Source organism: Stenotrophomonas sp. GZD-301, assembly GCF_049310345.1.
In the GTDB taxonomy this organism is placed as follows: domain Bacteria; phylum Pseudomonadota; class Gammaproteobacteria; order Xanthomonadales; family Xanthomonadaceae; genus Stenotrophomonas.
This window is the reverse complement of the sequence record NZ_JBMOWY010000036.1, coordinates 20783-33500: the sequence shown is the minus strand read 5'-3', so window position 1 is coordinate 33500 and position 12718 is coordinate 20783. Positions and strand designations below refer to the sequence as shown.

The window sequence follows — 12718 nt, the reverse complement described above, 5'->3', positions numbered from 1 at the left end:
CGTTAACTGATGGTGTTCCGCGCCGGCGCCGTTGTCAAGCACGCATCGTCACCACACGGTCATCTGCAGCGCTTACCTTGCGCCGCACTTCAGGGGGCGGGGGCGGCACGTGGCCGAGCAGGCAAGGGGGCGACTGGCACGCATGTTCGTCGAGCATGCGCCATTGCTGCGTGGCTTCTTTACCCGCCGGGGCGCGCGGCAGGATGCCGAGGACCTGGTGCAGGAGACCTATCTGCGCCTGCTGCGCGCGCACGAAGGGCCGGGCGCGATCGCCAATCCGGAAGCCTATCTGTTCACCGTGGCGTTGAATCTGGCCCGCGAGCAGGCGGCGCGCCGGCGCTGGTCGACACTGCCCATCGAAGAGCTGGAGCAGCTCAGCCAGGGGCTTGCGGAGGAGGAGAGTGTGGAAGAGGCCGCCGAGCGCGATCAGCGCAGCCAGCACCTGCAGCGCCTGCTGGCCACATTGCCCGAACACACCCGCGCGGTGCTGGTGATGCAGTACCGCGATGGATTGAGCTACAAGCAGATCGCCGAGCGGCTTGGGGTCTCCCCGCACATGGTCAAGAAGCACGTGGTACGCGGCCTGGCGGTGTGCCGGCGGGCGCTGGTTGACCGCGCGGAGGTCTGGTGAGCGACGCCGTACCCGATCCCGGCGCGCTTACCCGCGCCGCTGCGCACTGGCATGCGTTGCAGCGCCAGGGCGAGCTGAGCGCTGCCCAGCAGCGCGCCTTCATGCAGTGGGTGCTGGCATCGCCTGCGCACCTGCGCGAGTACCTGGCGATCAGCCGCGTTGCGGGCGCGCTGGGCGAGGCGCTGCGCGCGATGCCGATCGACCTGGATGCGCTGATTGCCGCGCCGCCGGCGGCGTCGGTTGCAGACAACGTGGTGGCGCTGCCGGTGGCGCCGCGTCGCGTGGCCCCGGCTACCGCCCGCGCGGCGCCGCAGCGCCGTCGCGTGCGCGTCATGGCGGTGGCGGCCGCCCTGCTGCTGGGCGTTGGCCTGGCGCTGCCACTGGCGCTTCCCACCAGCGCGCATCACGTGGCGGGGCACGGCATGCCGCGTCGGATCACGCTGCCCGACCAGACCGTGCTGCACCTCAACGCAGAGAGCGAGGTGGCGGTGCGTTACACGCTGCTCGGGCGCCGGCTGGAACTGCTGCGCGGGCAGGCCAGCATTGAAGTCGCCGCCGACCGTCGACCGTTGGTGGTGCATGCCGCGGGGCTGCAGGTGACCGATATCGGCACCACCTTCGATGTCTCGCTGCAGCGCGAGCAGGCCCGCATCGGCGTCAGCGAAGGACGCGTGCAGGTGCGCGGTGACAGCGGCCGCCTGCTGGCCGACCTTGCGGCCGGCCAGGCGGCACGCGTGGACTACCGCGACCAGCGCGTGCAGGTCAGCCGCGAGGATGCCGCCAGCATGACGGCATGGTGGCAGGGCCGCATCGTGTTCCGCGACGAACCGCTCCGCGAGGTGGCGGACCGCTTCAACCGGATCAACCGCATGCAGCTGCAGGTGGCCGACGATGCCGGTGCGCTGCGCCTGACCGGCAACCTGCGGGCCGACGACGTGGCGTCGCTGCGTGCATTCCTCGACCAGCAGCCCACGCTGCGCACGCATGTAGTCGGCACTGCCCTGCATGTGCAGGGCAGTGCGGCAACGGTGCGGTAAGCCGCTGCATCGCTGTCAAAAAAAATTCATCGAAATACCGGTGCCCGACTGTCGCTGTGCACCGTCGTAGTCCAGGCATGCAGGCACGCAGTTGCGTCCTGCCCACCCGATTCCCTCACTGGACTCCACGATGCGCCGAACTCTGTTCCTCTCCATCGCCCTTGCCTTGCAGGTGGGTGCCCACGCCGTTGCCGCGCCGCCCAGCCGCGTGGCCAGCGAAGCGATCGCACCGCAGCCGCTGGACAGCGCGCTCAACGCGCTGTCGCGCCAGACCGGGCTGCAGTTCGTGTACGACGCGCAGGCCGCGGGCAACCCACGCACGCCGGCGGTGCAGGCCGGACTGTCCGCCGAGGCGGCGCTGACGCGCCTGCTGGCCGGCACCGGGCTGCGCTTCCGCTATCTCAACGCCACCACCGTGACCATCGAGGCCGATGCTGCCGGCGTGCCGGTATCGTCGCTGCCTGCCGCGATGCCCGACGGCGCGACAGCGCCCCATGCCGCGCCGATGGCCGCGGCTGCCGAGGGCATCGGTGCGCAGAGCCTCGATACCGTCCAGGTCACCGGCAGCTACAGCCGCAGTCTGGAACAGGCGGTGGACCTCAAGCGCACCAACATCGGTTTCTCCGATTCGATCGTGGCCACCGACGTGGCCGACTTTCCCGAGCAGAACCTCGCCGAAGCACTGCAGCGTGTGCCCGGTGTGACCATCGAACGCAGCAAGGGCCTGGGCACCAAGGTCAATGTCCGCGGCCTGCCGTCGGACTACACGCTGGTGTCGATCAACGACCTGGCCACCGCGTCCGGCAGCGGTGGCCGTGACGTGGAGTTCGACATGTTCGCCTCGGAGATCCTCCAGCAGGTGACCGTGCAGAAGTCGCCGACGGCTGCGGATGAAGAGGGCGGCATCGCCGGCTCGGTGAAGATCTCCACGGCGCGGCCGTTCGACTACAAGGACCGCAAGCTGGTGGTGTCCGCCGAAGGTGCGCACAACAGCATCTCCGAGGAAGTGGACCCGCGCTTCGCATTCCTCGCCGCCGATACCTGGGGCGACTGGGGCGGCCTGGTGTCGTTCTCCAAGGCAAAGCGCACCAACCGCACCGATGCCACCTCCGGCATCAACTTCCGCCCGATGTCGCGGTTTCTCGGCGCCTCCGGCACCCGCGGCACCCAAGCTGCCGCCGTGCTTGCACGCGACGCGGGGGTGAACGTGGCCAACCGCAACGATACCGGCGAGACCAACCTGATCGTGTTCCAGGACAAGGTCGGCGACCGCGTCTACCTCAACGAACAGGACAAGTGGGGCGCTACCGCCTCGCTGCAGTACAAGCCGAGCAGCACCTTCAGCCTCACCTTCGACGCCATGCTCGGCGGCTACGACGCCACCGAGGACGAGTACGACGCGGCAGCCTATTCGGCGTCCAGCCGCAGCACCCTGGACACCATCCATGAGTACGACGCCACCACACTGGCCGAGTACGGGATGGTGGTGCTGCGCGACGTTTCCTACACCGCCACCCAGCACGAGATGCTGAGCAAGGAACGCATCAACAAGACCGACTACAGCCAGTACAGCGTGGCGTTGGACTGGAAGGGCGAGGACTGGAGCATCGACGCGATGGCCGGCTACTCCGGCGCGGAGAAGACCTCGGACTTCTCCAACCTCAAGCATGTGGCCTACGCGCCGTCGCGCACGCGCTGGACCGGGCGCAGCGGCGAGACGGTGCCGAGTGCGGCGTCCAACGGCTTTGACATGTACAACTCGCCGGACAAGTACCTGTTCGAGGCGTATGAGACAACGCTGGAGAAGGTGAAGGACGACAAGTACGCCGCGCAGGTCAACCTCAGCCGCCAGCTGGAGCTGGCCTTCCTGCCGGCCCTGCGCCGGGTTAGCGTCGGCGCCCGCTATACCGACAAGTCCAAGCAGCGCCAGTATGGCGAGCTGAAGATCACCGGGCCCAAGGCGGGCGACAGCAGCTGGGTCAACAAGCGCACCCTGGCCGACAGCCCGCTGCAGTGGATCAGCGACATCGTCCCCGGCGGCCGCTACACCATCAAGGACCTGGACTGGCAGCAGGTGTCCAACGCCTACGCGCGCGACGCGTTCCGCTACGACGGCTTCCATACCCCGTTCGACCCGGGCCAGTATTACCAGGTGGATGAGAAGGTCACCAGCCTGTACGCCATGACCGACTTCGCCTTCGACATCGGCACCGTGCCGATCACCGCCAACGCGGGCGTGCGCTACGTGGACACCGCGGTGACCTCGTTCGGTTTCCACCCCATCCAGAAAGCCGACGGCAGCACCGGCTACACCGATACGCCGGTGTCCCGGGACGGCAGCTACAACGACCTGCTGCCCAGCTTCAACATGACCGCTGAACTGGCGCATGGCCTGCTGCTGCGTGCCGCCGCGTCGAAGACCATGATGCGCCCGGCATTGACCGACATCGCCTACAAGCGCACGGCGAGTTGGAGCTCGTTCCGCTTCACCGACGGCAACCCGGACCTGAAGCCGACCTACGCCAAGCAGTGGGAAGTAGGGCTGGAAAAGTACTTCGACAACGGCGCACTGCTGGCGACCTCCTACTTCCGCAAGAACATCGACGGGGTGGTGATCAACTCGCTCACCGGCGTGGTGAAGGATGTGGCGGTGTACAACGCCAACGGCAGCCTCAACGGCATCTACGACTTCGACGTGTACCAGCCGGTCAATGCCAAGGGCGCCTATCAGGTGGACGGCGTGGAGCTGGTGGCACAGCTGCCGCTGGGCATGTTCCACCCGGTGCTGGAAGGCTTCGGCGTCAACGCCAACTACACGATGCTGGACAGCTCGCTGGCCGGTGAATCGGATCTGGGCATCCGCACGCCGATGCCGGGCCTGTCGGAGAAGACCTGGAACCTGACGGCGTACTACGAGAAGGAACGCTTCGACGCGCGGGTGTCGTACAACCACAAGAGCGCATACGTGGAATCGATCGGCTATGGCATGTACCCGATCTGGCGCGATGCGTATGGCCAGCTGGATGTGTCGATCGGCTACCGGATCACCGACAACCTCACGGTGAGTCTGAAGGGCATCAACCTGACCAACGAGATCACCAGCGGCTACACGATGGACCCGTCGTTCCCGACGATGTACGAGGCCTCGGGCCGCCGCATCAGCCTCGGCCTGCGCGCCGACTTCTGACCGACCGCAGCGGCAGGCCTGGCGTCGATGGCGTCAGGCCTGCACACCGTCACAGGAAACACCGACATGCATGACCTTCTTCTGCTGGCAGCCCTGATGGCTGTCGGCACGGCGGCAGCTGCCCAGACCCCCGACGACACGGGCCGGCAATGGCTGGCCGGCGATCACCACGTACACAGCGAGTGGAGCGTGGACTGGGACCGCAGCACCACGCCGCCGACGCCGATCCGCGGCGGCGACTCCGCCTATACCCGCAGCCGCAACGCGGCGCAGGCCCGCGCCTTCGGGCTGCGCTGGATGGTACACACCGACCACGGTGGCCCCGGCCATTCGGCGGTGACCCGCGACCACGCCTATCCTGCGCTGCTGCAGGCCCGGGCCGATGTGCCCGACGTGATCCAGTTCAACGGCATGGAGTTCGACGTGCCGGCCGGTGAGCACGCCTCGCTGATCATCGCGCCGGGCGCGCAGGAGCGCGATCAGCTGGTCGCGATCGAGCGCGATTTCAGCCGGGGCGAGCCGCTGCAGGAGGGTAGCCGCGATACCCACCAGCACATGCTCGACGCGTTGGCGCACATGCGCGGACTGTCGCCGCTGCCGGTGCTGTTGATCAACCATCCCTCGCGCACCGCGACGGGCGTGGGCGCGTGGGGCGAGGTGGAACCGGCCGAGCTGCGCGCCTGGCATGCGGCCGCGCCGCAGGTGCTGGTGGGCATGGAAGGCGCGCCCGGGCACCAGGCCACCCGCAGCGAACGCGGGCTGTACCGCAACGCCGCAGCGCCCACCTTTGGCGGCTTCGACCAGATGACCGCGCAGGTGGGCGGTGTGTGGGACCAGCTGCTGGCCGAGGGAACGCGCTTCTGGATCACGGCCAGCTCGGATTCGCACGTCAACGTGCGTGATGGCGGCAGCGACTTCGACCCGGGCGAGTACAGCAAAACCTACGTCTGGGCGCGGCCGGAGGCCGGGGACATCCTCGACGGCCTGCGCGGCGGACACATGTTCGTGGCGACCGGCGATCTCATCGACGCGCTCGAGCTGACCGTGCAGCCTGTCGACGGCAGTGCAGCACCGGCGCGCATGGGCGGAACGCTGCGCCTGGCCCCGGACGCGCGGATGCGGGTACAGCTGCGCGTCCGCCAGCCGGCGACGCCGAACGCTGCCGGCCAGCACCCGGTGCTGCGGCAGCTGGAACTGATCGTGGGCAGCGCGGACGGGCACGGCGCGCCGCGCATGCACACGCGGCGCTTCACGGCCGCCGACTGGCAGCGCGACGGCACCTGGGTCAGTGCCTCCTGGGAGCTTGCCGCACCGCCCACCGGCGGCTTCGTGCGCGCCCGGGGCAGCAGCACGGCCGAACCGACACCGCTGGCCGACACCCAGGGCGAGGACCCGTGGCAGGACCTGTGGTTCTACTCCAACCCGGTGTTCCTGCAGACCCGGTGATGTGAAGGGCAAGGCAGCATCCCTGCACGGCATGGTCACCGGCCGGCACGGACGCTGTCCCTTCATCCCCGTGTGGAACCGCCATGACCACCCTGACCCTGCATGACCTGGCCAAGAAGATGGCCGATATCGACTTCACGCTGCTGCAGACCCATACCGACAGCGGTGACATCGCCGGCCGTCCGATGAGCAACAACGGCGATGTCGATTACGACGGCGACAGCTGGTTCTTCTCGCTGGAAAACACCGACGCGGTGCGCCAGATCCAGCAGAACCCCAAGGTGGCGCTGAGTTTCACCGGGAAGAAGTCGCTGCTCGGCAAGCCGCCGCTGTTCGTGGCGGTGCAGGGCAGGGCGGCGCTGGTGCGCGACAAAGCGACGATGCAGCAGCACTGGGTGAAGGACCTGGAGCACTGGTTCGAGCAGGGCGTGGATACGCCCGGCCTGCTGCTGATCCATGTCGCCGCCACGCGCATCCACTATTGGGACGGTGAGGACGAGGGCGAGATCCTGCGCTGAGGCCGGCGCCGATGCCCCGCCAGTCGCCGGTGCCGAGGGTCCGGGTCGGGTGTGCCGGCTGGTCCATCCCGACCGGCTGCGCGGCCCTGTTCGGGGAGGGCGACAGCCTGCTTGCGCGATACGCCACGCGGTTCAGTGTGGTGGAGATCAACTCGTCGTTCTACCGCTCCCATCAGCGCCGTACATACGAGCGCTGGGCAGCCACGGTGCCGGCGCACTTCCGCTTCTCGGTGAAGGTGCCGCGCACCCTTTCGCATGACACCGGTCTGGTTGGCGCGGGTCCGTTGCTGGACGGCTTCCTCGACGAGGTGGCGGGCCTGGGCAGCACCCTGGGCGCGCTGCTGCTGCAGTTGCCACCATCGCTTGCGTTCGATGGGCGCCGCGTAGCAGCCTTCCTGGGCGCGCTGCGGCGACGGACGACCGTGGCGGTGGTCTGCGAGCCTCGCCATGCCAGCTGGTTCGATCCCCGCGTCGAGGCGCTGCTGCAGCGCCACGGGGTGGCGCGCGCGGCGGTGGATCCTGCTCGCCTGCCGGCGGCGGCGGTGCCCGGCGGCGCGGCCGCGCCTGCCTACTGGCGCTGGCACGGTTCGCCGCGCATGTACTACAGCGACTATGCCGAGACCGCGCTGGCCGCGTTGGCCGCCGAGGTGCAGCGCCACGCGACGGTCAACGCACCGGCATGGGTCATCTTCGACAACACCGCGCAGGGGTTCGCCGTGCCCAATGCGGCCCGGCTGCAGGCGCTGCTGGCCGACCCGACAGACCGCGCCGCGCGCCAGGGGTGAAGGGTGGCCTGTGCCGCTGCTGTACGATGCGGTGGTCCCACGCCGTTACGCGCGTCCTGCGCGGTCCGTTTCCCGACCGCCCGCTTCGCTCCACTTCCTGAGTGCCGCGTCCCCTGTGGAGGCGGTATTCACCGTACCCCTACGGAGCGCACATGCCGGGCTATACCACCCGCATTCTCACCATTCCGGTCGGTGGCCACGACTTCCGCATCCGCGCGCTCAGCGATCTGCAGCAGTTCGCCGATCCCACCGGTCGCGCCAGGCGTGCGGGCATCCACTCCTCGCTGTGGAGCCTGTTCGGCCAGGTCTGGCCGGCCGGGCGCGTGCTGGCCGAGACGATGAGCCGCTTCGACGTCGCCGGCAAGCGCATCCTTGAACTGGGCTGCGGCCTTGGGCTGTCCAGCCTGGTGCTGGCGCACCGGGGAGCCAACGTGGTCGCCAGTGATCATCATCCGCTGGCCGAGTCGTTCCTGGCCTACAACGCCGGCCTCAACGATCTTCCGGCGATCCACTACCGCGATCTGCCGTGGGAACTGCCGGATGCGACACTGGGCCGCTTCGACCTGATCATCGGCAGCGATGTGCTGTACGAACGCGGCCACGGCGTGCAGATCGCCGCGATGATGGAACGCCATGCACAGCCGGATGCCGAGCTGCTGCTGACCGACCCCGGGCGCGGCAATGTCGGCGGCTTCTCGCGCGCGATGGCGTTGCAGGGCTATGCAGCCAGCGAGGAATACGGCCTGTTCGACGACGAGGGCAATGCCCCCGGTCGTGGGCGGCTGCTGCGCTATACCCGCCACGCCGGCAACGTGGTGGCGGCGGTCTGAACCGGGCGGCGGCACGTCGCGGACGACGCGCCGCCGCCTGCATCGCGCATCAGGCAGGCTGCAGCGCCGCGCGCAAGGTAGCCACTTCCTGCAGCCATTCCTCGGCGCTGTCGCTCTCTTCCCACAGTTCGCGCAGCTCCGAGTCATCGGCGAGGATGCGTTCGATTGCCTTCAGTGCGTCCTTGACCAGCGCGGCATCGATGTCCGGTTTGACCTTGGCAACCCAGGCCACGGCATCCTCGTCGGCCGTGAACGCCGCCGTGGGGCGGCCGAGCCCGGCGGCGATGATCTCGATCGCGGCCAGCGCTTTGGACGCCTCCGGCGCCTCCACGTAGTCCTCGGCACCGAGCACGTCGGCGAGCGCTTCGCGAACCAGGGCGAGGTCGCTGTGATCGTCCAGATCGCACACCCAGTCGGCGGCGTCGTCGTTGCCGAAGGAATCGGCGGCCCATGCACCCATGTCTCTGCTCCTGTTGGGCGTGTGCCCGTTGTGGGGATCGGTTGATCCCGTGGTACCTCCGTGCCCGTGAGGGCGACCTGCGGGAATGGTCGCATCCGCACCGCACGGAAGGGAAGCGTGCGACCTCGACACGGCGTGCAGGCCCGATACCGTAGGCTCGCCAGCCATGACCCCCGCCGTGAAGCCCCATCACATGCCTGATGCCGAACCGATCGTGGTGGGCGCACCCGCCGCAGCGCCTGCCGGCCGCACCCGCTCGATGGTGATCGCCGGCCTGTCCACGGTCGTGGAGTGGTACGACTTCACGCTGTATCTGTATCTGGCCACGGTGGTGTCGCGGGTGTTCTTCGGCGGCGGCGAGCATGCGCTGCTGGCCACCCTGGCCGGCTTTGCCGTGTCCTACCTGATGCGCCCGCTGGGGGCATTGTGCTTTGGCCATCTCGGCGACCGGTTCGGGCGGCGCGTGATGATGCTGGCGTCGATGCTGCTGATGACCGTGGCCATGCTGGCCACCGCGCTGCTGCCCACGTTTGCCACGCTGGGCACCACGGCCGGCGTGCTGTTGCTGCTGCTGCGCTGCCTGATGGCGTTCTCGGTGGGCGGTGAGTACACCGGCGTGGTTGCCTACCTGCTGGAATCCGCACCGCCGCGGCGGCGCGGCTTGATCACCTCGCTGGCGTCGGCCGCCAGTGAAGTGGGCGCGCTGCTGGCGGTGGGCCTGTCGGCGTTGACCGTCGCGCTGTTGAGCACGGCGCAGCTGGATGCATGGGGCTGGCGCATTCCGTTCTTCGTCGGGGCCGCCCTCGCCGGTGCGATCCTGCTGGCACGCTCGAGGATGCAGGAATCGCCGGAGTTCGAACGGCAACAGGCCGCCGGCACCGTGCCGGTGTCACCCATCCGCGATACCTGGCGCCACCATCGCGGCGCGGTGGCGCGCACGTTCGCGATCTCCGCGCTCGGTTCGATCACCTACTACGTCGGCATCACCTACGTGCCGGCGTTCCTCGGCTCGGTGGGCAACGTGGGGGAATCGACGGCACTGTGGCTGTCCACGGTCGCGGCGGTGGCCGTGATCGCGGTGACGCCGCTGGCCGGTGCGCTGTCGGACCGGATCGGACGGCGCCCGGTGCTGATCGCGCTGGCGCTGCTGTCGGCGCTGCTGCCGTTGGGCATGTTCGCGGTGATGGCGGCGGGCAGCACCGTGCAGATCGGTGTTGCCGCCGTGGTGCTGGCCTGCCTGGCCGGTGGCGTCAGTGCGGTCGCCGCACCGGCGACCGCGGAACAGTTTCCCGGCGAAGGCCGGCTCAGCGGGCTGGCACTCGGGGTGACGATGGCGACGGCGTTCTTCGGCGGCGCCACGCCGCTGGTTGCCGAACTGCTGGTCCGGCACAGCGGGTGGTCCGCTGCGCCGGGCGCGATGATCGCGCTGGTGGCCGTACTGGTGCTGCCGGTGATGTGGACGCTGCGCGAGACGCGCCCTCAGAACTTCCAGCGCAGGCTGGCCGAGACGAAGCGCGGCTCACCGTAGTTGTTGTAGTCCAGGTTGGCCCAGTAGGTCTTGTCCAGCGCGTTGCGCACGCTGAGGGTGGCCATCCAGTTGTCGCTGATGCGGTAGTTGGCGTTGAGGTTGACCAGCATGTACGCCGGCTGGTTGATGGTGACGGTGCCGCCCAGCGGGTACGGGATGTTGTAGCCGCGGACCTTGCTCTGCCACGAGAACCCGCCGCCCAGGCTCAGCCGCTCCAGTGCGCCGGACAACTGCACGGTGGTGTTGAGCTGCAGGAAGTCTTCGGGCAGGTTGGCGTAGATCAGGTCGGTGGTCGCACGGGTCACCTTGACATGGGTGTAGCCGGCATTGACCGTCCAGCCCGGCAGGATCTGGCCGTTGACGTCCACTTCCCAGCCGCGCGACTTGGTGCCGTTCACGCCCACGTAGGCCGAGCTGCCATCGCTCAGCGATCCGTCCGGCTGGGTCATGTCGCGCACCGCGTAGTTGTCCTGCTTGGCCTCGAAGATCGCCGCGTTGGCGGTCAGGCGGCCATCCAGCCACTGCGATTTGATGCCCGCTTCCAGGTTGGAGCCCTGCACCGGCGCGAGCAGGTTCTCGTTCCTGTCCTTGAAGTTCTGCGGATTGAAGATCTCGGTGTAGCTGGCGTACACCGACAGTTCCGGCAGGATCTCGTATACCAGGCCCACATACGGCGTGACCTCGTCGGTGACCTTGTACTGGCCGCTGGTGGCGGTATACGCCCCCTGCGTGTTGTAGGCGCGGGTCAGGGTTTCCCAGCGGCTCAGGCGCGCGCCGGCGATCAGCGAGAGCGGGTCGGCCAGGCGCAGGCGGGTGGAGGCGTACACGCCGCTCTGCGTGGTGCGCTGCACGCGACGGGCGCCGGTGCGGGTGGCCGTCAGCTCGGGAATGTCGCCGTCCCAGGTGTACAGGTTGGGGATGGCGTAGCGCCAGCTGTTGACCGGGGTCAGCGTCCAGGTGGTCGATTCCAGGTCCGACCAGCTGCCGCCCACCACCACGTCGTGCTCGCGGCCGAACAGCGCAACGCTGCCCGACAGGAACACGTCCACGCCGTTGCGGGTGTCCTCGGCATCGCCGGCACCGGCCATCAGGGTCACACCGCTGCCGGTGGTGGGATCGGGATAGCCGCTGCCGTACACGCGCACGTTCTGCACGTTGCCTTCGGTGTGTGCGGCATTGACCTTCAGCAGCCAGTTTTCGCCGAAGTGCTGCTCCAGGTTGGCGAACGCGGTGCTGGTCTCGCGCTGCCAGCGCGTCCACTTCGGGGCCATGTTGGTTTCGCGCGGCAGGTGCGCGAAGCTGCCATCGCTGTTGAAGAACGGCACGGTGCCCCAGGTCGAGCCGACCGGGTTGTTGTCCTGGCGCTGGTAACCCACGGTGACGGTGGTGCTGTCGGTGAGGTCGCCTTCCAGCACCGCCATCCCGGACATTTTGTCTTCGGTGTAGCGGTCGTAGTAGTAGTCGCGGTCCTGATAGGCGGCGACCACGCGGCTGCGGAAGCGGCCGTCGGCGGTCAGCGGCGCGTTGACGTCAGCTTCCATGCGGCGGAAATCCCAGCTGCCGGCGCTGATCGCGAAGGACGCATCGAACTCGCGGCCGGGGCGCTTGCGCAGCAGGTTGACCGTGGCCGAGGGAATGCCGGCGCCGCTGAGCAGGCCGTTGGCGCCGCGGATGACCTCGATGCGGTCGTAGAAGGCGGTGTCGTATTCCTGGTTGGTGGAGCCGCTGTAGGTGGGCAGGCCATCGACCTGGAAGTCGGTGATGGTGAAGCCGCGTGCGTAGTACAGCGGGCGCTGGGTGTCGTAGAAGGACACGTTGACGCCGGTGATGTTTCGCATCACATCGTTGATGCTGTACAGCGACTCGCTCTGCAGGCGCTCCAGACCGATCACGCTGGTCGACTGCGGAGTCTCCTGCAGCGTGATGGCCAGGCGCGTGCTGCTTGACGGCGTGGCCTTGCCGGCCAATACGCGGACCTTGTCCAAAGTCTTGGCGTCGGCGTTGCCGGTGGCATCGGTGGCGGCATCGGCCAGCGCCAGCGACGGGGTCAGCGACAGTGCGGCAAGCAGGGCCAGGCCCAGCGGTGCACGGCGGGGGGAGCGGAGCGGACGGTCACGGAAGGACATGCAGGGGGTCTCGAATCGGTCTCGGGAGAAGAGGCGGCAGCACAGCGGCCCGGCGCGACAGCGCCAGGCGACAGGTCCTTCTGGAGGGGGGGCGCCGGCAAGGTGCCGGCCGCTGGTGCCGTGGAGCGTTCAGCGGGGCAGACGGCAGTCCGTTGAGACCGTCGGGCACC

Annotated in this window: 10 protein-coding genes; 8 read left to right on the top strand and 2 right to left on the bottom strand. The window is 68.5% G+C overall.

Features of this window, described 5'->3' with window-relative positions; translation table 11 throughout:
• Nucleotides 1–142: 142 nt before the first annotated feature.
• The 7 genes from ACO6VK_RS09715 (at nt 143) to ACO6VK_RS09685 (ending at nt 8434) form a co-directional block, all read left to right on the top strand.
• Complete coding sequence (locus tag ACO6VK_RS09715; RefSeq protein ID WP_422506663.1) at nt 143–631, top strand: RNA polymerase sigma factor; 489 nt, start codon at nt 143–145, stop codon at nt 629–631.
• The gene (locus tag ACO6VK_RS09710; protein ID WP_422506662.1) at nt 628–1668 is read left to right on the top strand and encodes a FecR family protein; all 1041 of its coding nucleotides are present in this window, start codon (nt 628–630) and stop codon (nt 1666–1668) included. The genes ACO6VK_RS09715 and ACO6VK_RS09710 overlap by 4 nt, the downstream gene beginning before the upstream one ends.
• Nucleotides 1669–1798: 130 nt before the next feature.
• Nucleotides 1799–4855: a TonB-dependent receptor gene (locus tag ACO6VK_RS09705; protein WP_422506661.1), complete on the top strand. Its 3057-nt coding sequence runs from the start codon at nt 1799–1801 to the stop codon at nt 4853–4855.
• A 66-nt stretch (nt 4856–4921) separates the two neighbouring features.
• Nucleotides 4922–6301 (top strand): hypothetical protein, encoded by a 1380-nt coding sequence (locus ACO6VK_RS09700; protein ID WP_422506660.1) that lies wholly within the window; start codon nt 4922–4924, stop codon nt 6299–6301.
• Between the two features lie 83 nt (nt 6302–6384).
• Nucleotides 6385–6819 (top strand): pyridoxamine 5'-phosphate oxidase family protein, encoded by a 435-nt coding sequence (locus ACO6VK_RS09695; protein ID WP_422506659.1) that lies wholly within the window; start codon nt 6385–6387, stop codon nt 6817–6819.
• An 11-nt stretch (nt 6820–6830) separates the two neighbouring features.
• Nucleotides 6831–7604: a DUF72 domain-containing protein gene (locus ACO6VK_RS09690; protein WP_422506658.1), complete on the top strand. Its 774-nt coding sequence runs from the start codon at nt 6831–6833 to the stop codon at nt 7602–7604.
• A 152-nt stretch (nt 7605–7756) separates the two neighbouring features.
• The gene (locus ACO6VK_RS09685) at nt 7757–8434 is read left to right on the top strand and encodes a class I SAM-dependent methyltransferase (protein WP_422506657.1); all 678 of its coding nucleotides are present in this window, start codon (nt 7757–7759) and stop codon (nt 8432–8434) included.
• A 49-nt stretch (nt 8435–8483) separates the two neighbouring features.
• Here the strand turns inward: ACO6VK_RS09685 and ACO6VK_RS09680 are convergent, their stop codons facing one another.
• Complete coding sequence (locus tag ACO6VK_RS09680; RefSeq protein WP_422506656.1) at nt 8484–8894, bottom strand: DUF4259 domain-containing protein; 411 nt, start codon at nt 8892–8894, stop codon at nt 8484–8486.
• A 193-nt stretch (nt 8895–9087) separates the two neighbouring features.
• Between ACO6VK_RS09680 and ACO6VK_RS09675 the strand changes: the two genes are divergently transcribed.
• Nucleotides 9088–10422 (top strand): MFS transporter, encoded by a 1335-nt coding sequence (locus ACO6VK_RS09675; RefSeq protein ID WP_422506655.1) that lies wholly within the window; start codon nt 9088–9090, stop codon nt 10420–10422.
• Here the strand turns inward: ACO6VK_RS09675 and ACO6VK_RS09670 are convergent.
• Nucleotides 10374–12548, bottom strand: coding sequence for a TonB-dependent siderophore receptor (locus ACO6VK_RS09670; RefSeq protein ID WP_422506654.1), 2175 nt, complete (start codon nt 12546–12548; stop codon nt 10374–10376). The genes ACO6VK_RS09675 and ACO6VK_RS09670 overlap by 49 nt on opposite strands.
• Between the last annotated feature and the right edge of the window lie 170 nt (nt 12549–12718).